The organism is Pseudomonas sp. BC42 (assembly GCF_021560055.1).
Taxonomy (GTDB): Bacteria; Pseudomonadota; Gammaproteobacteria; order Pseudomonadales; family Pseudomonadaceae; genus Aquipseudomonas.
On record NZ_CP091067.1, the window covers coordinates 5,831,601 to 5,856,647 of the forward strand.

22 protein-coding genes are annotated in these 25,047 nt (G+C 61.9%); 14 read left to right on the plus strand and 8 right to left on the minus strand.

Annotation, left to right across the window (positions count from 1 at the left end):
• Positions 1–55 precede the first annotated feature (55 nt).
• The 4 genes from L1O02_RS26395 to mreB form a co-directional block, all read right to left on the minus strand.
• Positions 56–661, minus strand: coding sequence for a nucleoside triphosphate pyrophosphatase (locus L1O02_RS26395; protein WP_060837538.1), 606 nt, complete (start codon positions 659–661; stop codon positions 56–58).
• Between the two features lie 43 nt (positions 662–704).
• A complete protein-coding gene (mreD, locus tag L1O02_RS26400; protein ID WP_016963426.1) occupies positions 705–1,196 on the minus strand; it encodes a rod shape-determining protein MreD in 492 nt (163 codons plus the stop codon).
• Entirely contained in the window at positions 1,196–2,248 is a 1,053-nt protein-coding gene (gene mreC / locus L1O02_RS26405) for a rod shape-determining protein MreC (protein WP_235758988.1), read from the minus strand. The genes mreD and mreC overlap by 1 nt, the downstream gene beginning before the upstream one ends.
• A 178-nt stretch (positions 2,249–2,426) precedes the next feature.
• Positions 2,427–3,464, minus strand: a complete 1,038-nt coding sequence (mreB, locus tag L1O02_RS26410; protein ID WP_002555108.1) for a rod shape-determining protein MreB — start codon at positions 3,462–3,464, stop codon at positions 2,427–2,429.
• A gap of 211 nt (positions 3,465–3,675) precedes the next feature.
• Here mreB and gatC point away from each other — a divergent pair, with 211 nt between their 5' ends.
• From gatC to L1O02_RS26440, 6 genes are all read left to right on the plus strand, one after another.
• A complete protein-coding gene (gene gatC, locus L1O02_RS26415; RefSeq protein WP_041115970.1) occupies positions 3,676–3,963 on the plus strand; it encodes an Asp-tRNA(Asn)/Glu-tRNA(Gln) amidotransferase subunit GatC in 288 nt (95 codons plus the stop codon).
• 16 nt (positions 3,964–3,979) lie between these two features.
• Positions 3,980–5,431: an Asp-tRNA(Asn)/Glu-tRNA(Gln) amidotransferase subunit GatA gene (gene gatA / locus L1O02_RS26420; protein WP_060842486.1), complete on the plus strand. Its 1,452-nt coding sequence runs from the start codon at positions 3,980–3,982 to the stop codon at positions 5,429–5,431.
• A 10-nt stretch (positions 5,432–5,441) separates the two neighbouring features.
• Positions 5,442–6,887, plus strand: coding sequence for an Asp-tRNA(Asn)/Glu-tRNA(Gln) amidotransferase subunit GatB (gatB, locus tag L1O02_RS26425; protein ID WP_060842485.1), 1,446 nt, complete (start codon positions 5,442–5,444; stop codon positions 6,885–6,887).
• A gap of 188 nt (positions 6,888–7,075) precedes the next feature.
• Positions 7,076–7,450: a septal ring lytic transglycosylase RlpA family protein gene (locus L1O02_RS26430; RefSeq protein WP_060837535.1), complete on the plus strand. Its 375-nt coding sequence runs from the start codon at positions 7,076–7,078 to the stop codon at positions 7,448–7,450.
• A gap of 50 nt (positions 7,451–7,500) precedes the next feature.
• The gene (locus tag L1O02_RS26435; protein ID WP_235760269.1) at positions 7,501–8,565 is read left to right on the plus strand and encodes a calcium/sodium antiporter; all 1,065 of its coding nucleotides are present in this window, start codon (positions 7,501–7,503) and stop codon (positions 8,563–8,565) included.
• Positions 8,562–8,942, plus strand: coding sequence for a carboxymuconolactone decarboxylase family protein (locus L1O02_RS26440; protein ID WP_060837533.1), 381 nt, complete (start codon positions 8,562–8,564; stop codon positions 8,940–8,942). Before L1O02_RS26435 ends, L1O02_RS26440 begins: the two co-directional genes overlap by 4 nt.
• A 68-nt stretch (positions 8,943–9,010) precedes the next feature.
• Here L1O02_RS26440 and L1O02_RS26445 read toward each other — a convergent pair whose 3' ends face one another.
• On the minus strand, positions 9,011–9,952 hold the full coding sequence (locus L1O02_RS26445; RefSeq protein WP_060837532.1) for an AEC family transporter: 942 nt from the start codon (positions 9,950–9,952) through the stop codon (positions 9,011–9,013).
• A gap of 165 nt (positions 9,953–10,117) precedes the next feature.
• Between L1O02_RS26445 and L1O02_RS26450 the strand changes: the two genes are divergently transcribed.
• Together L1O02_RS26450 and L1O02_RS26455 are read left to right on the plus strand one after the other, a co-directional pair.
• Positions 10,118–11,758: a phospholipase gene (locus L1O02_RS26450; protein ID WP_108544236.1), complete on the plus strand. Its 1,641-nt coding sequence runs from the start codon at positions 10,118–10,120 to the stop codon at positions 11,756–11,758.
• A gap of 13 nt (positions 11,759–11,771) precedes the next feature.
• Positions 11,772–11,963: a hypothetical protein gene (locus tag L1O02_RS26455; protein ID WP_060837530.1), complete on the plus strand. Its 192-nt coding sequence runs from the start codon at positions 11,772–11,774 to the stop codon at positions 11,961–11,963.
• A gap of 89 nt (positions 11,964–12,052) precedes the next feature.
• On the opposite strand, the gene L1O02_RS26460 is transcribed toward L1O02_RS26455, so the two are convergent.
• From L1O02_RS26460 to L1O02_RS26470, 3 genes are all read right to left on the minus strand, one after another.
• The gene (locus L1O02_RS26460; protein ID WP_060837529.1) at positions 12,053–13,780 is read right to left on the minus strand and encodes an ABC transporter ATP-binding protein/permease; all 1,728 of its coding nucleotides are present in this window, start codon (positions 13,778–13,780) and stop codon (positions 12,053–12,055) included.
• A gap of 98 nt (positions 13,781–13,878) precedes the next feature.
• Entirely contained in the window at positions 13,879–14,439 is a 561-nt protein-coding gene (locus L1O02_RS26465) for a response regulator transcription factor (protein ID WP_016968400.1), read from the minus strand.
• Complete coding sequence (locus L1O02_RS26470) at positions 14,432–15,694, minus strand: ATP-binding protein (protein ID WP_060837528.1); 1,263 nt, start codon at positions 15,692–15,694, stop codon at positions 14,432–14,434. The genes L1O02_RS26465 and L1O02_RS26470 overlap by 8 nt, the downstream gene beginning before the upstream one ends.
• 230 nt (positions 15,695–15,924) lie before the next feature.
• On the opposite strand from L1O02_RS26470, the gene L1O02_RS26475 reads away from it, so the two are divergent.
• The 6 genes from L1O02_RS26475 to L1O02_RS26500 all read left to right on the plus strand — a co-directional run bounded on the left by L1O02_RS26475 (position 15,925) and on the right by L1O02_RS26500 (position 24,986).
• Positions 15,925–16,641 (plus strand): SIMPL domain-containing protein, encoded by a 717-nt coding sequence (locus tag L1O02_RS26475; protein WP_060842480.1) that lies wholly within the window; start codon positions 15,925–15,927, stop codon positions 16,639–16,641.
• A 193-nt stretch (positions 16,642–16,834) separates the two neighbouring features.
• Complete coding sequence (locus L1O02_RS26480; RefSeq protein WP_060837526.1) at positions 16,835–17,398, plus strand: cupin domain-containing protein; 564 nt, start codon at positions 16,835–16,837, stop codon at positions 17,396–17,398.
• An 805-nt stretch (positions 17,399–18,203) separates the two neighbouring features.
• Entirely contained in the window at positions 18,204–19,829 is a 1,626-nt protein-coding gene (locus tag L1O02_RS26485) for an ABC transporter substrate-binding protein (protein WP_060837525.1), read from the plus strand.
• A gap of 308 nt (positions 19,830–20,137) precedes the next feature.
• The gene (locus tag L1O02_RS26490; RefSeq protein ID WP_108544230.1) at positions 20,138–21,739 is read left to right on the plus strand and encodes an ABC transporter substrate-binding protein; all 1,602 of its coding nucleotides are present in this window, start codon (positions 20,138–20,140) and stop codon (positions 21,737–21,739) included.
• Positions 21,740–21,905: 166 nt separating this feature from the next.
• The gene (locus L1O02_RS26495; RefSeq protein WP_060837523.1) at positions 21,906–23,312 is read left to right on the plus strand and encodes an OprD family porin; all 1,407 of its coding nucleotides are present in this window, start codon (positions 21,906–21,908) and stop codon (positions 23,310–23,312) included.
• A 78-nt stretch (positions 23,313–23,390) separates the two neighbouring features.
• Positions 23,391–24,986 (plus strand): ABC transporter substrate-binding protein, encoded by a 1,596-nt coding sequence (locus L1O02_RS26500; protein ID WP_108544228.1) that lies wholly within the window; start codon positions 23,391–23,393, stop codon positions 24,984–24,986.
• Positions 24,987–25,047 lie beyond the last annotated feature (61 nt).

Below are 25,047 nucleotides of genomic sequence, written 5' to 3' on the forward strand. Positions count from 1 at the left end.
GCAGTGTCTCGTTCAGGCGTGTTCATAGAAGGCCGCAGCTGTCTTACACGGCGCTTTAGCGCACTGGAAGGTTTTGCCAACAGGGTATGCCGAAATGGCCGAGCAATTCTGCGGTTTCGCATACCGGCAAGCCGACCACGGCGGAATAACTGCCATTGAGCCCTGCGACAAACACCGCTGCAAGTCCCTGGATCGCATAACCACCGGCTTTGTCCCGGGGCTCGCCACTGGCCCAGTAGAGCGCCGCCTCTGCTGCCGAAACGGGACGAAAACGCACCAGGCTGCGCACCACTCGCGACTCGCAACGCTCGCCGTCGAGCAGGGCAATGGCGGTCAACACTTCATGCTCGCGGCCGGACAGGGCCATGAGCATGTCCAGGGCGTCGGCCTGGTCCCGCGGCTTGCCCAGGATCCGTCCATCGAGCACCACGGCGGTATCGGCTCCCAGCACACAGGCCGGAGCCTGGGACTCGCTGCTGGTGATCAGGGCGCGGCCGGCAGCCGCCTTGCCCCGGGCGAGGCGCTCGACATAGGCGGCCGGAGATTCGTCGGCCAGCGGCGTTTCATCGATATCGGCACTGATGACGGTGAACGGCACGCCGATCTGGGTGAGCAGCTCACGTCGACGGGGCGAACCGGAGGCGAGGTAAAGCGGATTCATCAAGACATCTCCCTGTCGAGGTGCGGGCCAATGCCTGACCGAATTAGTTGATTTTGAAACGTCGACGCAAGCCACGCAGGCCAAAGCTGACCCAAGGCCATAACAAGGCGCTGACCAGGGCCGGCAGCACCAGGGCCAGGGTTGGCTGGCGATTGCCGGTCAGGGCGCTGAGCCAGAGCTGGACCAGCTGCGCCAGACCGAAGATCACCAGGATCACCAGGCTTTGCTGCCACATCGGGAACATCCGCAGGCGCTGCTGCAAGGACAGCACAAGGAAAGTGATCAGGGTCAGAATCAGTGCGTTCTGTCCCAGCAGGGTGCCGTAGAGCACGTCTTCCGCGAGCCCCAGGCACCAGGCCGTGACCATGCCGACCTTGTGCGGCAGGGCCAGGGCCCAGAAAGCCAGCAACAGGGCCAGCCACAACGGGCGCAGGACTTCCATGAACTGAGGCAGTGGCGACACGCTGAGCAACATGCCGATCAGGAACGTCAGCCAGACGATCCAGCCGTTTTGTGAATAGGGGGTGCCCGCCATTATTCTCTTCCTCCGGTGGTGGCCGGTGCTGCTGCCGCAGGCTTGGTTGCCGCCGGCTTCACCACGGGTTTATGGACCGGCTTGGCCGGTGCGTGGGCCGCGGGCTTGGCTGGAGTTGCTGGCGCAGTGGGCGCCGTGCTGGCGGGTGCAGCAGCATTTGCCGCCGGCTTGGGCACCGTGGCCGGCACCACCGGCGCCGCGTTGCCACCTTGCTGATCCTGGGCTTCCTGGGCCTGGGCGGCATCGTTGGCCCGTTCCTCGGCGGTACGCGGATCGCTGAACACCAGCAGCAGGTAACGGCTGCGGTTCAAGGCGGCAGTGGGCACCGCCCGCACGATGGCGAACGGCTGGCCGGAGTCGTGGATCACTTCCTTGACCGTGGCCACCGGATAACCCGCCGGGAAACGCTGGCCGAGGCCGGAGCTGACCAGCAGGTCGCCTTCCTTTATATCCGCCGTATCGGCCACATGCCGCAGTTCCAGGCGCTCCGGGTTGCCGGTGCCGCTGGCAATCGCGCGCAGACCGTTGCGATTGACCTGTACCGGAATGCTGTGGGTGGTGTCGGTGAGCAGCAGCACGCGGGACGTGTAGGGCATCAACTCCACCACCTGGCCCATCAGGCCACGGGCATCGAGCACCGGCTGACCGAGAAAGACCCCATCGCGCTCACCTTTATTGATGATGATGCGGTGGGTGAAGGGGTTCGGATCCATGCCGATCAACTCGGCCACTTCGACCTTCTCGTTGACCAGTGCCGAGGAGTTGAGCAGTTCGCGCAGGCGCACGTTCTGCTCGGTCAGGGCGGCAAGCTTTTGCATGCGCCCCTGCAGCAGCAGGTTTTCGGTCTTGAGTTTTTCGTTTTCAGCGACCAGTTCGGTACGACTGCCGAACTGACTGGCCACGCCTTGCCATAGCCGCTGCGGCAGGTCGGTGATCCAGTAGGACTGCATCAGCACCAGCGACATCTGGCTACGCACTGGCTTGAGCAGTGTGAAGCGGGCATCGACCACCATCAGTGCGACCGACAGCACGACCAGCACCAGGAGGCGCACGCCTAATGAGGGGCCTTTGGCGAAAAGCGGTTTAATAAGCCGCTCCTCCCAGGCAAATGTTGTGTTTATTCATACGGCATCAAACCGGCCTGGATGCAGATTGACAGAAGATAAACGCCACAGGCAGCACTGCAAAGTGCTGCCTGTGAGCGCAACAGCATAGATGCCCGCCGCGAAGTTATTCGCTGGAGAGCAGGTCCATGGTGTGTTTGTCCATCATTTCCAATGCACGGCCACCGCCGCGAGCAACACAGGTCAGCGGATCTTCGGCGACGATCACCGGCAGACCGGTTTCCTGGGCCAGCAGCTTGTCCAGATCACGCAGCAGGGCGCCACCACCGGTCAGCACCAGGCCACGTTCGGCGATGTCCGAGGCCAGTTCCGGCGGCGATTGCTCCAGGGCGCTTTTCACCGCCTGAACGATAGTGGCCAGGGACTCTTGCAGAGCTTCCAGCACTTCGTTGGAGTTCAGGGTAAAGGCACGTGGCACGCCTTCAGCCAGGTTACGGCCGCGCACGTCGACTTCGCGCACTTCGCCGCCCGGGTAGGCGGTGCCGATTTCCTGCTTGATGCGCTCGGCGGTGGACTCGCCGATCAGGCTGCCGTAGTTGCGACGCACGTAGGTGATGATCGCTTCGTCGAAACGGTCGCCGCCAACCCGCACGGATTCGGCGTAGACCACACCGTTCAGGGAGATCAGGGCGATTTCAGTGGTACCGCCACCGATGTCCACGACCATCGAACCGCGAGCTTCTTCAACCGGCAGGCCGGCACCGATGGCTGCGGCCATAGGCTCTTCGATCAGGAACACTTCACGGGCACCGGCACCAAGGGCCGATTCACGGATGGCGCGACGCTCAACCTGGGTGGACTTGCATGGAACGCAGATCAGCACACGAGGGCTGGGCTGCAGAAAGCTGTTTTCATGAACCTTGTTGATGAAGTACTGCAGCATCTTTTCGCAGACGCTGAAGTCGGCGATCACGCCGTCCTTCATCGGACGAATGGCGGCAATGTTGCCCGGAGTACGACCGAGCATGCGCTTGGCCTCAGTACCAACCGCGACAACACTTTTCTGATTACCGTGGGTCCGAATGGCCACAACCGATGGTTCATTCAGGACAATACCGCGCTCGCGCACGTAAATAAGGGTGTTGGCAGTGCCCAGGTCAATGGAAAGATCGCTGGAAAACATGCCACGCAGTTTCTTGAACATGGGAAAGGGACCCTAGGCAACGCGTGGGTAAAAAAGTGCGGCAAACTCTAACAACGACAGGGATTTTGGGCAAGGCGCCAATATGTTAAATTGGCCGCTTTTCTGTGCACCAAACCCCACAATCGCGGCCATAAGACCGTAGAAATGCGGTAGTGTTCCGACAATCTAACACGCGGACGAAATCCGTTTTTGTTTTCCACTGGAGAATCCCATGGCGCTTGAACGCTCCGACGTGGAAAAAATCGCTCATTTGGCCAGCATCAAGCTCAATGAAGGCGATCTTCCACACATCACCTTGGCCCTGAACAGCATTCTCGGGCTGGTGGATGAAATGCAGGCAGTCGATACCGACGGTATCGAGCCCCTGGCCCACCCTCTGGAAGCCAGCCAGCGCCTGCGCGCAGACGTTGTGACCGAGTCCAATCATCGCGAGGCTTATCAGTCCATCGCACCAGCGGTCGAAAGCGGCCTGTATCTGGTTCCGAAAGTCATCGACTAAAGGGAAAGAGCCTGCAATGCATCACATGACTCTGGCCGAGATCGCCCGCGGACTCGCCGACAAGAAATTCTCTTCCGTAGAACTGACCCAGACCCTGCTGGCGCGCATCGCCCAGCTGGATCCGCAGATCAACAGCTTCATCAGCCTCACCCAGGACCTGGCCCTGAGCCAGGCCCAGGCCGCCGACGCCCGTCGCGCCAACGGTGAGAGCGGTGCCCTGCTGGGCGCGCCGATCGCCCACAAGGATCTGTTCTGCACCCAGGGCATCCGCACCAGCTGCGGCTCGAAGATGCTCGACAGTTTCAAGGCGCCCTACGACGCCACCGTGGTCGCCAAGCTGGCTGCGGCCGGGGCCGTGACCCTGGGCAAGACCAACATGGACGAATTCGCCATGGGCTCGGCCAACGAGTCGAGCTGGTATGGCGCGGTGAAGAACCCGTGGAACCTGGAACACGTGCCCGGCGGTTCGTCCGGCGGTTCCGCCGCAGCGGTTGCCGCACGCCTGCTGCCGGCCGCCACCGCCACCGACACCGGCGGCTCGATCCGCCAACCGGCCGCCTTCACCAACCTCACCGGCTTGAAGCCGACCTACGGTCGCGTTTCCCGCTGGGGTATGATCGCCTACGCTTCCAGCCTCGATCAGGGTGGCCCGCTGGCCCGCACCGCCGAAGACTGCGCAATCCTGCTGCAAGGCATGGCCGGCTTCGACCCGAACGACTCCACCAGCATCGATGAGCCGGTGCCGGACTACAGCGCCGGCCTAAACGGCTCGCTGCAGGGCCTGCGCATCGGCGTGCCGAAGGAGTACTTCAGCGCCGGTCTCGACCCGCGCATCGCCGAGCTGATCCACAACAGCATCAAGGAGCTGGAAAAGCTCGGCGCGGTGATCAAGGAAATCAGCCTGCCGAACATGCAGCACGCGATTCCTGCGTACTACGTGATCGCCCCGGCGGAAGCCTCCTCCAACCTGTCGCGTTTCGACGGCGTGCGCTTCGGCTACCGTTGCGAGAACCCGGCCAACCTGGAAGACCTGTACAAGCGCTCCCGTGGCGAAGGCTTCGGCAGCGAAGTGCAGCGCCGGATCATGGTCGGTGCCTATGCCCTGTCCGCCGGCTACTACGACGCCTACTACCTCAAGGCACAGAAAATCCGTCGCCTGGTGAAGAACGACTTCATGACCGCGTTCAACGAAGTCGACATCATCCTCGGCCCGACCACGCCCAACCCGGCCTGGAAGCTCGGCGCCAAGAGCAGCGACCCGGTCGCTGCGTACCTGGAAGACGTCTACACCATCACCGCCAACCTCGCCGGCCTGCCGGGCCTGTCGATGCCGGCCGGTTTCGTCGACGGCTTGCCGGTCGGCGTGCAACTGCTCGCCCCGTATTTCCAGGAAGGCCGCTTGCTCAACGTTGCGCACCAGTATCAGTTGAACACTGACTGGCATACCCGCACCCCAACCGGCTTCTGAGGAGACACACATGCAATGGGAAGTCGTGATCGGGCTGGAGATTCATACCCAGCTCACCACTCAATCGAAGATTTTCTCCGGTAGCTCCACCGCCTTCGGTGCCGAGCCCAACACCCAGGCCAGCCTGATCGACCTGGGCATGCCCGGCGTGCTGCCGGTGCTGAACCAGGAAGCGGTGCGCATGGCGGTGATGTTCGGCCTGGCGGTAGACGCCGAGATCGGCCAGCACAACGTGTTCGCCCGCAAGAACTACTTCTACCCGGACCTGCCCAAGGGCTACCAGATCAGCCAGATGGAGCTGCCAATCGTTGGCAAGGGCCACCTGGACATCCCTCTGGAAGACGGCACCATGAAACGCGTCGGCATCACCCGCGCGCACCTGGAAGAAGACGCCGGCAAGAGCCTGCATGAAGAGTTCAACGGTTCTACCGGCATCGACCTGAACCGCGCCGGCACGCCGCTGCTGGAAATCGTGTCCGAGCCGGACATGCGCAGCGCCAAGGAAGCCGTGGCCTACGTCAAGTCGATCCACGCCCTGGTGCGCTACCTGGGCATCTGCGACGGCAACATGGCCGAAGGCTCGCTGCGTTGCGACTGCAACGTCTCGGTCCGCCCCAAGGGCCAGGTCGAGTTCGGCACCCGCTGCGAGATCAAGAACGTCAACTCGTTCCGCTTCATCGAGAAGGCCATCAACTCCGAGATTCGTCGCCAGATCGAGCTGATCGAGGACGGTGGCAAGGTGATCCAGCAGACCCGCCTGTACGACCCGAACAAGGACGAAACCCGTCCGATGCGCAGCAAGGAAGAAGCCAACGACTACCGTTACTTCCCCGATCCGGACCTGCTGCCAGTAGTCATCGAGGATGCCTTCCTCGACCAGGTGCGCGCCACCCTGCCCGAGCTGCCACCGCAGAAACGCGAGCGCTTCCAGGAGCAGTTCGGCCTGTCGACCTACGACGCCAGCGTCCTGGCCACCAGCCGCGAACAGGCGGACTACTTCGAGAAAGTCGCCAGCATCGCCGGTGACGCCAAGCTCGCCGCCAACTGGGTCATGGTCGAGCTGGGCAGCCTGCTGAACAAGCAGGGCCTGGAAATCGACGAAGCCCCGGTTTCCGCCGAACAGCTGGGCGGCATGCTGCTGCGGATCAAGGACAACACCATCTCCGGCAAGATCGCCAAGACCGTGTTCGAAGCCATGGCCAATGGCGAGGGCACTGCTGACGAGATCATCGACAAGCGCGGCCTCAAGCAAGTCACCGACACCGGCGCGATCTCCGCGGTGCTGGATGAAATGCTCGCGGCCAACGCCGAACAGGTCGAGCAGTACCGCGCCGCCGATGAGGCCAAGCGCGGCAAGATGTTCGGCTTCTTCGTCGGCCAGGCGATGAAAGCATCCAAAGGCAAGGCCAACCCGCAACAGGTCAACGAACTGCTGAAAAGCAAGCTCGAAGGCTGATCGCGGTTTAACCGCAAGCGGCCCGGGCCGCTTGCGTGTGACGAGGGAGCGGGCTCCCGTTCGGTCGCGCAGCAACGGCACACCGGCCAGCGCCATTCCTGCAAGGAACATCGCCGCCGGCTTGCGGTCTGCCAGACAGACCGGCGGGAGCCCGCTCCCTCGCCACATCAACCATCGGAGCCCACCGAATGAAGCGTCTGGTTGCCACTAGCGCCCTGCTCGCTCTGCTCACTGGCTGCGCCACCAGCCACGTCATCGACCCTCGGGGCTATGACGAAACCGGCACGGCCTCCTATTACGGTGCTCGCCACCACGGCAATCGCACCGCCAGCGGCGAATCCTTCGATCAGAACGGCCTGACCGCCGCCCACCGCGAACTGCCCTTCGGCACCCGAGTGCAAGTCACCAACCTGGGCAACGACAAGAGCGTCGTGGTCCGTATCAACGATCGTGGCCCGCACACCCGCGGCCGCCTGATCGACCTGTCCCGCGCCGCCGCGCAACAGCTGGACATGCTGCGCAGCGGGACCGCCAAAGTGCGGGTCCAGGCCCTCAGCGACTGACCGACGGAGCCCAAGCCATTACCGCCTTTGCCGAACTGCCCCTGCTCAGCCTGATCCAGCTCATCAGCGGCCTGGTGATGCTGATCGCCGGTGCCGAACTGCTGGTGCGCGCGGCCGTGCGCCTGTCCGCGCGCCTGCGGGTGCGCCCGCTGATCATGGGCCTGAGCGTCGTCGCCTTCAGCAGCAGCGCGCCACAGATGGCCATCAGCCTGCAAGCGACCCTGGCCGATAACACCGACATCGCCGTGGGCAGCGTGATCGGCAGCAGCATCTTCAACATCCTGGTGATCCTTGGCCTCTCGGCATTGATCATTCCCCTGCGAGTGTCCCGGCAGCTGGTGCGCCTGGATATCCCGCTGATGATCGGTGCCAGTGCGCTGGTCTTTGTCCTGGCCTATAACGAACGCCTCACCCCCTCCGACGGCCTGATCCTGCTGGCGCCCCTGCTGCTCTATCTGGTTCTGCTGCTGCGCCAATCCAGGCACCCGGCACGCGTGCCGCTGCCTAGCGCCACCGACCGCCGTGGTTACGCCCCGCGCCTGAGCAGCATGTTGCTGGTGCTTCTGGGTCTGGGGCTGCTGGTGTTCGCCGGCCATCTGCTACTGGGAGCGGCGGTCACCGTCGCCGACGACCTTGGCTTGTCGGAACGGGTCATGGGACTGACCGTGATCGCGGTCAGCACCTCCCTGCCGCAACTGGCCACCTCGCTGCTCGCCGCCGTGCGGGGCCAGCGGGACATTGCCGTGGGCAACGTGATCGGCAGCAACCTGTTCAATCTGCTGGGCGTACTGGGCTTTACCGCGCTGGTCGCGCCGACTCCGCTGTCGGTTTCGCCCAACGCCCTGGACTTCGATCTGCCGGTACTGCTCTGCGTGGCCGTGCTGTGCCTGCCGGTGTTCTATTCGGGGTATCGCATCACCCGCGCCGAAGGCCTGCTGTTTCTCGGGCTGTACCTGGCCTACGGGCTGCACGTGGTGTCCTTCACCACGGGCATGCCGCTGGCCGGCAAGCTGGAACACTTGATGCTGTTTTTCGTCCTGCCAGCGTTGGTAGCGTTTCTGCTGTTCAGTTCGCTACGGGCCTGGCGCCGCCAACACAAGAGAGAAGCGCCATGAGCGAGAACAAGAAAAGCGGACTGCAAATGCGTCGCCAGGTGATGGGCGATGCCTTCGTCGATCGCGCCCTGGGCAATGCCACCGAGTTCACCCAACCGCTGCAGGACTTCGTCAACGAGCATGCCTGGGGCGGGGTATGGAATCGTGAGGGGCTGCCGCTGAAAACCCGCAGCCTGATCACCCTGGCCACCCTGACCGCCCTGAAATGCCCGCAGGAGCTGAAAGGCCATGTGCGCGGCGCCCTGAACAATGGCTGCACCGTGGAAGAAATACGTGAAGCCTTGCTGCATTGCGCGGTGTATGCCGGAGTGCCGGCGGCCATCGATGCGTTTCGCGCCGCCCAGGAGGTGATAGACACCTATCAACAAGCGCAGTGAACCCGCTGTTCGCCGGCCAGTCGGCTCCTACCCTCGCCCTGTAGGAGCCGGCTGGCCGGCGAACAGCGTCAGATCCACCCGCCCCACTGCAAGACAAAGATCCCGATGTTGGTGGTCACCGCCGCCATCACCGTGGTGATGACGATAATGGCTGCCGCCAGCTCATGATTGCCATTGGCCGCCCTGGCCATGACAAAGCTCGCCGCCGCGGTGGGGCTGCCAAAATACAGAAACAGAATCCCCAGCTCCGCACCACGAAACCCGCACAGCCAGGCGCCGAAGGTGGCCAGCGTCGGCAGGCTCACCATCTTCAGCAAGCTCGAACTCATGGCCATCCGCCCACTGTTGCGCAAGGCCGCCAGGGACAGCGTGCCGCCAATGCAGATCAACGCCAGGGGCAGGGACATCTGCGCCAGATAGCGGCCCGAGGTTTCCAGCCAGCCGGGCAGGCCGATCTGCCAATAGGCGAACGGCGCGGCCGCCAGCACGCTGACGATCAAGGGATTGCTGAACACGCTCTTGCAGATGCTCCAGGGATCGGACTTGATCACCGGGCTGTAGACCGCCAGGACAACGGTCGACAGGGTGTTGTAGAACAGAATCACCAGCGCCGCGAGCAACGCCCCCAGGGATATCCCGTAATCCCCGTACATGCTGGCCGCCAGGGCCAGACCGATGATCGCGTTGTTGCCGCGAAATGCCCCCTGGGTATAGATCCCCCGATCCTCCTTGGGACAGCGCCAGATAGCCCAGCACCAGGCAAGGACGAAACAGGCCAGGGTGGCCACGGAAAAGTAGATTAGCACCCCGGGTTTTAGCGAGGCATGCAGATCGGCGTGGACGATGCCGAGAAACAACAGCGCCGGCATGGTGACATTGAAGACCAGGGCCGACGCGGTGTGGATGAAGCTGTCGTTAATCCAGCCGACGCGCTTGAGCACCAGCCCAAGAAACAGCATGGCAAAGACCGGCGCGGTGATGCTCAGGGTTTCGAAGAAGATTGCCAGCATGCGCGGGGGACCTTGAGCCTGTCGTTAGGGCGCTAATGATAATCCAATCGAACAATGCCGTCGCAATCGGCTTCTTGACGCCCGGTGATTTTCGATTATGCTGAAAATAACTGTATATACATACAGTTAAACCAAGCATGACCATGACATATCAAGGAGCTAGAAATGTCAGGAATCTCTGCACAGATGCAGCAACAGTCACAACCGGCGGGCCAGATCATTGCCGACCTGGATCACCTGTTCAGTGAACAGGGCATCGCCATCACCGGCGATGGCGACACCCTGGTGCTGACCGCCGACGGCCACCACACCGTCAAGTACCACCGTCCGCAAGACCTTCCCCTGCCAGCGCACAACCCCCGCAAGGCATTGCCACAATTGCGTTTCGAGGGGGGCGAACACACCGCCATCGGTGACAGCACCCTGCTGCGCTTCGTCAAGGATGGCCCGGCCATTCCCGCCTGGCAGGTCGAACTGCACCTGCCCAACGGCCTGGCCCTGACCTACGGCCAGGTGGTGGCCCTGGGAGGCGACTTCTACGGCATTCCCGAGCAACCCATCTGTGACGGCGCCACCGCCGCCGAGCGGGTGCAGCGTTTCAACGCCGCCTTCAATTCCCTCGCGGTGCTGCCGGCATCCAGGGATGAAGCCCGGCAGATCCTGGCCGTGATGCAGAAGGAGGTCCTCGCCGCCAATCAGGCAATCCGCGACGGCAAACAGCCCCACGAAGCCTATGACGCCCTGGGCGATACCTTGTCCGAAGAGTGGAACCGGATTACCGGCGGCGGCAGCGTGGTGTCCGCCCTGTTCCCCCTGGGCCGCTACCTGAAGCTGGCGGCCAACAACGCCGACCACTTTGGCGAATGGGCCCTGGCCGCCTATGTCGCCGGGCATACCGCCGCCCTGCAACAGGCGGCTCTGGCGGGCAAAACCGCGGACGACAAGCAACTGGAACTGGCCTACGCGATGAACGCCTTCGCCGACCACTTCCTCACCGACCTGTTTTCCGCGGGCCATGTCCGCGTGCCGCGCAAGCAACTGGCCGCGGTGGTCACCCCCAGCGACCTGGGCTCGTTGATCACCCGCTTCATGCACGACGAAGACAGCAAGTTCGGCCTCAATGTCAGCAACGCCCTGGGCGAGCGCTGGCATGCCTACGGCGACAAGCGCTACTTCGACAGCGTCGATCACCGCAATCGCCAGCAGGTGAAGCAGGCCGTACAGCGTTCGGCGGATGAGATCTTCGCCTGCTACCTGAGCGGCAACTTGCCGGCTGCCGGCAGCTATGGGGCGCTTCAGGCACTGCCGGATCTGAACGCGGCGAAAACCGGCAATTTCTCGCCACTGTTCGTGATGAGCGGGGACAAAGTGCTGCGCCGCAGCGACGTCAACAACCTCAACGACAACAAGACCATCGACAACTGGTGGGGCTGGAGCACCTACCTGCTGCTGAAGAACTACAGCCCGAACAAACCGGCGGGCTATCTGGACACTCCAAGCGCAGTGCCGTCGATCCTCGCCGACGGCTGGCAGAGCCACAGCCCCAGTGAACCCAACTGGCTGCCAGGCCAGGCAGTGCGTTATGCCCTCAGCGAAACCAACGGCTTGAACGAGTCTTACATCGGCCCCTGGTCGGCCTATGTCGAACTGAGCGACAGCTTCCAGCCCACCCTGAACATCCCGCCTGGCACCCACAACAGCAGCGCCAGCGGACGCAATGTGTTCCGTCAGTTCCGCGGAGGCTCACCGGAGCTGATCGGCTCCATCGACAAGAACGCCAGTCGCTTCATCGATCGCAACGCCTGATAAGGACATCACCATGACAATCAACCTGAACCTGCAACTGGCCTCCGGCCAATCCCTGAAGGATGCACCGCTGGAGCTGTTGCTCAATGGCGCGCCCATTGCCCGGGCCCGCGTGGATGAACACGGCAAGGTGGTGTTCAACGCCAAGCCGGGCAGCGGCCAACTGGCCGTCCGCGTCGACCGTTCGATCCTCCATCAGCCCTGATCGCCCCTAGCGGGCTTGCCCGCGAAACGGCCTCAGCGCCATGGCTACGCCATGAGCCTGGGGCCAGCGACGCCCTGCCGACAGCGCCCTCAAGCGGTGACAACCTGCTCCTGCAGATGCCCCTGCTCGATGCGCACATGCCGCGGGTGGAAACGCTTGAGACTGCTGCGGTGGCCGACACTGACAATGCTCAAGCCCGGCAGTTGATCGATCAGTGCCTGGTACAGGCTGGCCTCGTCTTCCTCATCCATGGCCGAGGTCGCCTCATCCATGTACAGCCATTGCGGCGCATAGAGCAGCGCCCGGGCAAAGGCCAGACGCTGCTGTTCACCCGGGGACAACATGCGTTGCCAGTGGTTGCTTTCGTCCAGGCGCGCAACCAGGTGCGGCAGGCGGCAAGTCTCCAGGACCTGTGCATAACGCTCCTGGGCATAGCTGTCGCCGGCTTGTGGATAACTCAAGGCGTCACGCAGGCTGCCAATGGGCAGGTAAGGTTTCTGCGGCAGGAACAGGTAACGCTGATTGGGCAGCAGAATGCTGCCACGTCCTGCCGGCCATAACCGTCCCATGGCGCGCAGCAAGGTGCTCTTGCCACTGCCGGAGCGGCCACTGAGCATCAACCGCTCGCCGGGATTCACGGTCATCTGGGCTCCGGCCAGCAGATGACGGCCGTCTGCCAGGTCCAGGCTCAGGTCACGCACTTGCAATTGCTCGCCCTGATGCTGCACATCGATTGCCGGCGGGCACTCTTCGTTTTCGCTCATGGCCTGACGAAAGCTCAGCAGACGATCACAGGTGGCGCGCCAGGCGGCCAGATCCGAATAGGCGCTGATGAACCAGCTGAAGTTCTCCTGGACGTTGCCGAAGGCCGAGTTGATCTGCATCAGCTCGCCCAGTTCGATCTTGCCGGCGAAGTAGCGCGGCGCGGCGACGATGAACGGAAAGATGATCGCGATCTGACCGTAGCCGGCGGTGAAAAAGGTCAGGCGCTTGGACACCTTCATGATGTCCCAAAAGTTGTGCCAGACCTTGCCGAAGCGGCTGCTCAGGCGCTGGTTTTCGTTTTTCTCACCGTCGTACAGGGCAATACTCTCGGCGTTCTCCCGGACCCGCACCATGGAGAAACGCAGATCGGCTTCAAAACGCTGTTGCTGGTTGTTGAGGCCGATCAAGCGACGTCCGATCAAGTGGGTCAGCCAGCTGCCGACGGCGGCATACACCAGCGCACACCAGAACATGTAGCCGGGAATGGTGTAGCCGAACACCTCGATGCTGCCGGACACGCCCCACAATATGATCGAGAACGACACCAGGCTGACCAGGTTGCGAATCAGCCCCAGGCCCAGGGACAGGGTATTGCTGGTGAAGCTGTTGAGGTCTTCGGAAATCCGCTGGTCCGGGTTGTCGGTGTAGCCGCCCTGCTCCAGCCGGTAGTAGTTCTTGTTGCCAAGCCAGCGGGCAAAGTGTCTTTCGGTCAACCAGGCCCGCCAGCGGATGGTCAGCATCTGGGTCAGGTAGAGACGATAAACCGCCCCCAGAATTGCCACCGCGGCGATCCCGCAGAAATACAGGATCAGGCTCCAGAAGGCCGCCTCGTCCTTCTTCTGCAAGGCGTTGTAGAAGTCCTTGTACCAACTGTTGATCCACACCGAGATGGCCACGCTGAACAGTGACAAGCCAATCACGGCAATCAGCAGCAACCAGGCCTTGCCCTTTTCCTCACTGCGCCAGTAAGGAGTGATCATGGCCCAGACCCGTCGGAAGAATTGACCGCGCACAGCATCGTTGACCGCAGAGTATTCAGCGTTCTGATTCATCGTTGAGGCTCGATTGGAAGGAGGACAAGCATTGAGCCGATCTTAGTAGATCGGCTCGCTTTTTCACGATGTCCGGCGGACATTCGTTCAGTCGCGGTTCAGCGACGGACGGGGCGCTTCTGCAGTTTGCGCTGCAAGGTGCGGCGATGCATGCCCAGCGCGCGGGCGGTGGCGGAGATATTGCCTTCGTGCTCGGTCAGCACACGCTGAATGTGCTCCCATTGCAGGCGGTCCACGGACATCGGGTTTTCCGGCACAAGGGTGTCCAGGTCAGCGTGTTCGGAGAGCAGTGCGGCCAGCACATCATCGGCGTCCGCCGGCTTGCACAGGTAGTTGCAGGCGCCGCGCTTGATCGCCTCCACCGCTGTCGCAATGCTCGAGTAGCCGGTGAGGATCAGCACACGCATTTCCGGATCCAGCTCCAGCAGCTTGGGCAACAGCACCAAACCGGAGTCGCCGTCCATCTTCAGGTCCAGCGCGGCGTAGTCCGGCAGATCCTGCTGGGCGATGCTCAGGCCCTCCTCGGCAGAACCTGCGGTACTGACGCGAAAGCCCCGCCGGCTCATGGCCCGGGCCATGACCCGGGTAAAGGTGGCGTCATCGTCCACCAGCAACAGATGCGGCAGTTCTTCGCCTTCGACTTGGATCTCTTCACTCATGGTCGTCTCCTCGGGCGGCACGGGGCAGGCGCAGCTCAGTGAGCGTTCCGCCTTCCTCATGACTGTAGAGTTTCACTGAGCCGCCAGCACGGGTCACGCTGGCCTTGCTCAAAAACAGGCCCAGGCCGAAGCCTTTGCCCTTGGTGGTAAAAAACGGCTTGCCGATCTGCTCGGCGATGGCCAAGGGTACTCCGGCGCCGTGGTCGCGAATACTGATGGTGAGGTTTTCCGCATCCCAGTCCAGGCGCACTTCCAGGCCCTCGGCACAGGCATCGGCTGCATTGTTCAACAGATTGAGCAAGGCCTGGGTCAGGTCCGGCGGCGGCGCCAGGCGCGGCACCGGCCCCTCTCCCAGGAGATGAAAGCGGTAGCTGGCCTCTGGGCGCATCAGGTGCCAGCGATTCAAGGCTTCGTCCAGCCACTGGGTGACGTCCTGCATCTCCACCGCCAGCCGGCGATTGGCCTCGGCGGCGCGCACCAGCTGTTGCAGGGTTTCCTTGCACAGCTTGACCTGGTCCTGGAGCACACTGAGGTCATCCTGCAACAGCGGGTCGGGATGGTCCTGGCGCATTTCCTTGAGCAATACGCTCATGGTCGCCAGCGGCGTACCCAACTCATGGGCGGCGCCGGCGGCCTGGGTCGCCACGGCCAGCAATTGCTGATCCCGCAGCCCCTCTTCGCGGCGGATCGCCCGCAGCTCTTCCTGGCGGCGCAGCTCTTCGGCCATGCGCGCGGCGAAGAAGGTGATCACTGCTGCCGCCAGGGCGAAGCTCAGCCACATGCCATAGACCTGCAGGTTTTCCCGAGCGATGGGGAAGGTCTGCAAGGGGTAGAAGCGGGCCAGCAGCAAGGTATAGAGCGTCAGCGCAATTCCCGAGAGCACCACCGAATAGCGCCAGGGCAAGGTCACGGCGGCGATCGTCAGGGGCACCAGGTAATAGGAGACGAAGGGGTTGGTGGACCCCCCGGAGAAGTACAGCAGCACGCTGTGGATAAACAGGTCACAGGCCAGTTGCAGGGCATATTCCAGCTCCGTCACCGGCCACGAGGTGCGCAGGCGGATGGCCGTGAAGGCACAGAGCACCATGGAAAACATCAGGGTCACGCCCAGTTGCAGCCAGGGCAGGGGCAACAGGTCCAGCCAATAGGCGAGCCCTACCGAACCGGCCTGAGCGGCCAGCACCAGGGTGCGGATGAAGGTCAGCCGCCAGAGATTCTGACGGGTGGCGGACAGCAATTTTACGGGGGCGAGCATGAGCTCTCCTGATGAGCGCTCCAGGGCAATCGGCGGGAGTATAACCAAGCAGCCGCCGACGCAGGCAAAACTGCGGCAAAGCGTCACAGAAAAACAGTTGCAAGCCGCAGGCTTTCAGCTACAAGCGTAGTGGCTTGCCGCTTGCGGCTTGAAACTTGCCACTGCCTTACCTGTCTGAAGGTTTCACGCAGGTCGGGATCAACCCTGCGGACCGCACTCAAGGAGTTTCCATGCAGCATTTCAGTCGCAGCCTCGCCCTTCTGGCCCTCAGCACCGGCACGCTCACCAGCCTGCCCGCCCTGGCCGCCGATGAACTGCACTACAACCAGATTTCCCTGCGCGCCGAAGTCAGCCAGGAAGTGGCCCGCGACCTGATGATCGTGACCCTCTACAGCGAATCGCAGAACAGCGACCCGGCCAAGCTCGCCACGGAAATCACCACCACCATGAACAAGGCCCTGGAGCAGGCCCGCCAGGTCAAGGACGTGACCCTGCGCCAGGGCAGCCGCAACAGCTACCCGATCTACGACGGCAAGGGGCAGAAGATCACCGGCTGGCGTGAACGCGCCGAACTGCGTCTGGAAAGCTCCGACTTCGCCGCGCTGTCCAAGCTCACCGGTGAGCTGCTGGGCGACCTGAAAATGGGCGGCATGGACTTCGCCATCGCCGATCCGACCCGCAAGGCCAGCGAAGATGCCCTGCTCAAGGACGCGGTCAAGGCGTTCAAGGCCCGCGCGCAACTGGCCACCGATGCCCTGGGTGGCAAGGGCTACAAGATCGTCAACCTGAACCTCAACAGCAACGGTTATCCACAGCCCTACATGCGCGCGCCGATGATGATGAAGGCCGCCAGCATGGACTCGGCACCGGTGACTCCGGAAGTGGAAGCCGGCACCAGCCAGGTCAGCATGACCGCCGATGGCGCCATCGAAGTGCTGATGCCGTAACCCTTTCCCTGCCTCTTCCAGCGGCGATAACCTTCTGCAGAAAGGTTGTCGCCGTTTTTCATTACCAACTATTTCAATCCGAACCCGGGGAACTCGGTTCGCTGATGTTAGAGTTATGGCCCCGGTATGGGGCAGGTCAGATGTTACTGACGTCCGCCGGGTATACTGCGCCTTTCCTATAAGAGTCTCGTCAATGACCGCAGATCGCATCGGCGAACGCCTGCGTCGCTATCGCCGCGCCGCCAAGAAAACCTTGCGTCAGATCGCCAGTGAATCGGGACTGACCGCCAGTTTTCTCTCCCAAGCAGAACGCAACCTCACCGGGGTCTCCATCTCCTCCCTGGTCAACATTGCCAAGTCTCTGAACGTTCCCCTGAACGCCCTGTTCGACCAGCCGATTCAGGCGCAGCCCGACTCCCACGACGGCAAGCGGGTGCGCTACACCATCGAGGGCCAGCCTTTGGCCTACGAACGGCTGTCCAGTTCCTTTCCCGGCAACCTGATCAATGCGGTGAAGATGAACATACCGGTGGGTTATCAGTCGGAGCTGATCTCCCATGACGGTTCGGAGTTTTCGTACGTGCTTTCCGGGCAGATCGTCTACACCATCGAAGGTCAGCAATACCCGCTGAGTGCCGGAGACTCGGTGCACTTCGACGCGACCAAGAGCCATTTCCTGGCCAATGCAGGCCCTGGCCCGGCGGAAGTGCTGACCGTCACCACCATGGGCCTGTTCGACGATCATTCGGCGGCCTGAGCCAAGTCCACAGCCGTCAATGGAACCTCACAAGCGGCACTGCTGCGCAGAGAAATGTTAGTGAGGCTTAATTTTCGTTGACCACGATTTCAGCATGACTTAATTTCGGCATCGGCGAATCGACAATCAATCACATAACAAGCGATCGCCGTCGCCGCACAGGGTCGATGGGGCTGGATCAACGCCCCATAGCAAGGCGAGTTGCCACGGCCCACAAGGCCAATCCTCAGATCTGCCCTAGAAGAAGAAAAAATGAGGTTTGCATGTGTAAGACCTTTGCGCTTCAGGTTTGGCAAACAACGGGGCTGACCCACCCCTGCGGACGGTCGAACGCCTCCCGCAACCTCCACAGTGACAACCTCACTGCGAGCCAAGACTCCCACACCGCCGACGATGCGCTGTTCACTCGCCATCGCCTGCAAGGTCCCGGGCATCCGTCTCCCACGGCCTCCCCTAACCAAACGAACACCGTCATCCGCTCAGGCGAATGCGCCGCGCCCCTGTGTGCGCCAGCCAGGGCCTGGCGGCAGCCGGTCGGCACCCGCGCCAGCAACGCACCCATTGGAGGCACGGCCCGCCCTGCCTGCCCAAGAAAAAGGCGACGTATGCACCAGAAACACCCCGCGCAAACGGTCAAATGCGTCAAGTTTTATACAAATGCGTCATTCCTGTACGTTCGTTCCACTCTTTGAGACTTGTGACAGCCCCGCATCTTGCATTGGGTATGGGGCCTGCATAAGTATCGGCGGGTCGACTCACAAGGTCGCCCTCTACACCAAAAATGACAACAAATCATGAGGCCACCATGTTCAAGAAAGCAGTCCTTCCGTTCTTAGTCAGCGCCGGCTTGCTTGCCAGCGCCCCCTTCGCCCACGCGGCGACTAACCTGGTGTTCTGCTCTGAAGGGAGCCCGGCCGGTTTCGACCCAGGCCAGTACACCACCGGAACCGACTTCGACGCCTCAGCCGAAACCCTGTACAACCGCCTCAGCCAGTTTGAACGGGGCGGCACCGCCGTCATCCCGGGCCTGGCCACCAGTTGGGACATCTCGGACGACGGTCTGACCTATACCTTCCATCTGCGTGAAGGCGTCAAGTTCCACACCACGCCGTACTTCACCCCGACCCGCACCTTCAATGCCGACGACGTAGTGTTCACCTTCACCCGCATGCTCGACAAAGACATGCCGTTCCGTAAGGCCTACCCCACCGAATTCCCGTATTTCACCGACATGGGGATGGACACCAACATCACCAAGGTCGAAAAAGTCGACGACAAGACCGTCAAGTTCACCCTCAAGACCGTGGACGCCGCGTTCATCCAGAACCTGGCCATGAGCTTCGCCTCCATCCAGTCCGCCGAGTACGCCGACAAGCTGCTCAAGGAAGGCAAGACCAGCGACATCAACCAGAAGCCGATCGGCACTGGCCCGTTCGTGTTCAAGAGCTACCAGAAAGACTCCAACATCCGCTACACCGGCAACAAGGACTACTGGAAGCCTGAAGACGTGAAGATCGACAACCTGATCTTCGCCATCACCACCGACCCATCGGTGCGCATTCAAAAGCTGAAGAAGAACGAATGCCAGGTGACCCTGTTCCCGCGTCCGGCCGACCTCAAGGCCCTCAAGGAAGACAAGGACCTGAAGATGCCTGAACAGGCAGGCTTCAACCTCGGCTACATCGCCTACAACGTGATGCCGGTGCTCAAGGGCCGTACCGACGCCAACCCGCTGGCCGACCTCAAGGTTCGCCAGGCCCTGGACATGGCCGTCAACAAGCCGCAAATCATCGACTCCGTCTACCAGGGCGCGGGCCAGCTGGCGGTCAACGCCATGCCGCCGACCCAATGGTCCTATGACACCAGCATCAAGGACGCCAAGTACGACCCCGAGAAAGCCAAGCAGCTGCTCAAGGAAGCCGGTATCAAGGAAGGGACCCAGATCACCCTGTGGGCCATGCCGGTACAGCGCCCCTACAACCCCAACGCCAAGCTGATGGCTGAAATGCTGCAATCCGACTGGGCCAAGATCGGGCTCAAGGTCAACATCGTCAGCTACGAGTGGGGCGAGTACATCAAACGCTCCAAGGGCGGCGAGAACCAGGCCATGATCATCGGCTGGAGCGGTGACAACGGTGACCCCGACAACTGGCTCGGCACCCTGTTCGGCTGCGATGCGCTCAATGGCAACAACTTCTCGAAATGGTGCGACAAGCCTTACGACGCGCTGATCAAGCAAGCCAAGGCCACGTCGGATGTGGCCAAACGCACCGAGCTGTACAAGCAGGCGCAACACATCCTCAAAGACGCCGTTCCAATGACACCTATCGCACACTCGACGGTGTTCCAACCCATGCGCGCCAACGTGCAGGACTTCAAGATCAGCCCCTTCGGCTTGAACTCCTTCTATGGTGTCAGCATCGGCAAATAAGGCCCGGCAACGGCGGCGTCGCTGACGTCGCCGTTGTTTTACCGGCCCACACCGTAAGCACCCGGCCTACCTTCGACACACCGCCTCGACAAAGAGCGGTCCCACGAATTTAGAGCCGATTCTTACAGGGCTTTCAGGCACAGCGGATATACGCCCCGGCCTTCGACCCTTAACGTCGAGGCGAGGCAAGACTGCGTCTGTCGGCGGGCATTTGCTACAGCCATGGTTTGGCATCAATGACCTGTACAGGCTCCAGGAAGGAGCCATGGTCCATTGATCATCACAACAAAAAATGGAGATGGACCGTTATGCGTCATTCCCTGATTTTCTCCGCCCTGATAGGGGGCAGCCTGCTGGCCTCCAGCGCCATCTGCGGCGCCGCCGAGCGCAGCCTGGTGTTCTGTTCCGAAGGCAGCCCGGCGGGCTTTGACACGGCGCAATACACCACCGCCACCGACAACGACGCCGCCGAGCCGCTGTACAACCGCCTGGTGGAATTCGAGAAAGGCGCCACCAACGTGCTACCCGCCCTGGCCAAAAGCTGGGACATATCCGAGGACGGCCTCACCTACCGCTTTAACCTGCGTGAAGGGGTGAAGTTCCACAGCACCCCGTACTTCAAGCCCAGCCGCGACCTCAACGCCGACGACGTGCTGTTCACCTTCAATCGCATGCTCGACGCCGGACATCCGTTCCGTAAGGCCTACCCGACGGAGTTTCCCTACTTCAACGGCATGAGCCTGAACAAGAACATCGCCAAGGTCGAGAAAACCGACCCGCTGACCGTGGTCATGACCCTCAACACCGTGGACGCGGCGTTCATCCAGAACCTGGCCATGAGCTTTGCTGCGATCCTCTCCGCCGAATACGCCGAGCAACTGCTCAAGGCCGGCACCCCCGCCCAGATCAACCAGAAGCCCATCGGCACCGGGCCGTTCGTATTCCAGCGTTACCAGAAAGACTCGCAGATCCGCTACGCCGCCAACCCGCACTACTGGGACCCGAGCCGGGTCAAGCTCGACCGGTTGATCTTCGCCATCAACACCGATGCCTCGGTGCGGGTGCAGAAGCTGCGGGCCGGCGAATGCCAGGTGACCCTGCACCCGCGTCCCGCGGACATCGATGCGCTGAAAAACGACCCGAAACTGCAAGTCATCGAGAAGCCCGGCTTCAACCTCGGCTACATCGCCTACAACGTGCAGCACAAGCCCTTCGATCGCCTCGAAGTGCGCCAGGCCCTGGACATGGCGGTGAACAAGCCCAGCATCCTCAACGCCGTGTACCAGGGCGCCGGCCAGCTGGCGGTCAACGCCATGCCGCCGACCCAGTGGTCCTACGACGAAACCATCCAGGACGCGGCCTACAACCCGGAAAAGGCCCGCGAACTGCTCAAGGCCGCCGGGGTCAAGGAAGGCACGGAGATCACCCTCTGGGCCATGCCCGTGCAGCGCCCCTACAACCCCAACGCCAAGCTGATGGCCGAAATGCTGCAGTCCGACTGGGCGAAGATCGGCCTCAAGGTGAAGATCGTCAGCTACGAATGGGGCGAGTACATCAAGCGCACCAAGAATGGCGAGCACGACATCAGCCTGATCGGCTGGACCGGAGACAACGGTGACCCGGACAACTGGCTGGGCACCCTGTACAGCTGTGACGCCATCGGCGGCAACAACTACTCCATGTGGTGCGACCCGCAGTACGACAAGCTGATCAAGCAAGCCAAGCTAGTGACCGACCGCCAGCAACGCACAGAGCTGTATAAACAGGCCCAGCAGTTGCTCAAGCAGCAGGTGCCGATCACGCCGGTGGCCCACTCGATGATCAATCAGCCATTGAGCGCGAAAGTCGAGGGTTTCAAGGTCAGCCCGTTCGGCCGCAACACCTTCTCGGGTGTCAGCCTGGCCCCATAACCGATGAGCCAAAACCTTGGGGACGATTTTCGTCCTCACGCAGACGCTTTGCCTGAATTCGGCGATCAAGCCCTATGCAAACGTTTGCGATGCCATGAATGAGTTCCAAAAACCAGCCGGCCGAAAAAAACCGGCATCTAAAAAAGAAAACAAAGGAGCTTCACCCATGAAACTGAGCAGCAGCGCATTGTTAGCCTTGGCTATCGGTAGCATCACCGCCACGGCCCATGCGGAGAGCGTCAGCCAGGACTTCGTCCCGACTGTACAGAACAGCACCAATGCCCAGGCCGAGGCCAAGGGTTTCATCGAAGGGCAGAGCCTGTCGGGCACCACGCGCAACTGGTACGCCAACGAGCTGAAACGCCGCAATGACCGTTTTTCCTACAACCACAATGGCGTGGACACCTCGACTCCACGCCGGATCAACTGGGTCCAGGGCACCATCCTCAACTACAGCTCCGGCTTCACCGAAGGCACCGTGGGGGTCAGCACCGAAGTCGCGGCCTACAACGCCATTGCCCTGGATCGTGACCGCAAGGACATCGCCGGCAAGAACAACCGCACCCTGACCCATTCCGACGGCGACGCCGTGGGCCAGTGGAGCAAGCTCGGCCTGGCCAACGTCAAGTTCCGCGTATCCAACACCACCCTGACCGCCGGCCGGCAGAACTTCAGCACGCCGATCGTCGACGTCATCGGCAACCGTGCGCTGCCTTCGAGCTTTGAAGGGGTGAGCCTGCACAGCGAAGAGTTCAACAACCTGTCGTTCGATGCCGGCACCTTTGACCGGGTATCGCCACGGACCGAACAGAGCCTGTCGAAATTCCGCTCCGAGTACACCAGCAACACCGCCGAAACCGACCGCGTGAGCATCGTCGGCCTCAACTACCAACCGCTGAAAAGCCTGAAGACCAGCCTCTACGCCTCCAAGGTGGAAGACTTCTGGAACCAGTACTACTTCGGCGCCACCCACGAGCTGGGCGACAGCTCGGTGCTGAGCCTGACCACCGGCCTGAACTACTACAAGACCGTCGACACCGGCAAGAAAGAGATGGGCGAGATCGACAACGATACCTACTCCCTGTCCATGGGGCTGACCCACCAGGCCCACAGCCTGACCTTCTCGTACCAGGAAGTCAGCGGCAACGAGTACTTCGACTACCTGCATGAAACCAACGGCATCTACCTGGCCAACTCCCTGCTCTCGGACTTCAACGGCCCGAACGAGAAATCCTTCCAGATCGCCTACGGCCTGAACATGGCCGAATACGGCGTACCCGGCCTCAAGTTCAACGTCTACCAGGCTCGTGGCTGGGGCATCGACGGTACCCACTACACCGGCAGCGCCTACGGCGGCATCAACTCCGAAGGCAAACTCTACGGCGTGAGAACCATGGATGGCGAAACCCACTATGAATACGGCATCGGCGCCTCCTACGCCGTGCAGAGCGGGCCACTCAAAGCCACCGCGATCCGTGCCACCTACACCACGCACCGCGCCAGCAAGAACCAGGCCGACGGCAACATCAACGAATTCCGTCTGGTTACCACCATCCCGTTCAACATTCTCTAACCCACCAGTTGAAGGGCGGGTTCATGACGAATCCGCCGTTCAAGCTAATCTGGTTCAATCGATTGCAGAGGGTTCCTGATGAACATGCTTCCCCTGAAAGCGGCCATTGGCGCCGCCCTGCTGAGCGCCGCCCTCGGCGCCGCAGCCAAACCCTTGGTGGTCTGTACCGAAGCCAGCCCGGAAGGCTTCGATATGGTCCAGTACACGACTGCAGTCACGGCCGACGCAGTGGCGGAAACCATCTTCAACCGGCTGGTGGACTTCAAGCCCGGCACCACTGACATCGAACCGGCCTTGGCCGAGTCCTGGGACATCAGCCCAGACGGCCTGCAATACACCTTCCACCTGCGCAAGGGCGTCAAGTTCCACAGCACCGACTACTTCACCCCGACCCGCGACATGAATGCCGACGACGTGCTCTGGAGCTTCCAGCGCCAGCTGGACCCAAAGCACCCCTGGCATGACAAGTCCAGCGTGGGCTTCCCCTACTTCGAAAGCATGGGGTTCAAGGAACTGCTCAAAAGCGTCGAGAAGATCGACGATCACACCGTGGTCTTCACCCTGACCCGCCGAGAGGCACCGTTCCTGGCCGACATCGCCATGGCCTTCTCATCGATCTACCCGGCGGAATACGCCGACAAGCTGCTCAAGGAAGGCAAGACGGCCGACCTCAACAGCAAGCCCATCGGCACCGGCCCCTTCATCTTCAACCGCTACGCCAAGGACGCCCAGGTACGCTTCAAGGCTAACCCGGACTACTTCCGCGGCAAGCCACCGGCCGACCCGCTGGTGCTGGCGATCACCATCGACAACAACGTGCGCCTGCAGAAGCTCAAGGCCAACGAGTGCCAGGTCGCCCTGTACCCCAAGCCCGATGACATCCCCAGCATCAAGGCCGACGCCAACCTCAAGGTCGACGAACTGGCGGCCATGACCACCGGCTACATCGCCATGAACACCACCCGCAAATACATGAGCGACGTGCGGGTACGCAAAGCCATCGACATCGCCTTCGACAAGGAAGCCTACGTCAACAGCCTCTACGGCAAAGGCAATGCGCTGGTCGGCACCGGCCCTTATCCGCCGACCCTGCTGGGCTTCAACAACAGCCTGAAGAACCCGCCCCGGGATCTGGACAAGGCCCGGGCCCTGCTCAAGGACGCCGGGGTGCCGGACGGTACGGTGATCACCCTGTTCACCCGCAACGGCGGCGGCCCGACCAACCCCAATCCCCTGCTGGGTGCGCAGATGATGCAGGCCGACCTGGCCAAGATCGGCCTCAAGCTCGAGATCCGCGTCATGGAATGGGGCGAGATGCTCAAGCGTGCGAAAAACGGCGAACACGATATGGTGTCGGCCGGCTGGGCTGGGGACAACGGCGACCCGGACAACTTCCTGACCCCGAACCTGAGTTGTGATGCAGCGAAAAACGGCGAAAACTACGCCCGCTGGTGCAACAAGGAGTTCCAGGAGCTGATCGACCAGGCCCGCGCCGACGCTGAACCTGCCAAGCGTGCCGCGCTCTATGAAAAGGCTCTGCTGGTTTTCCAACAGGACCAACCCTGGATTCCCATGGCCTATCCAAAAATGTTCACCGCCATGCGCAAGAACGTCGAGGGTTACCACCAGAGCCCCCTGACCACCAACAACTTCGCGACCACCCAAGTGAAGTGATAAGAAACGCCTGCCGCCCTTGACCCCAAGGGTGGCGGGTACGCCTAACCGGCTGATTGAG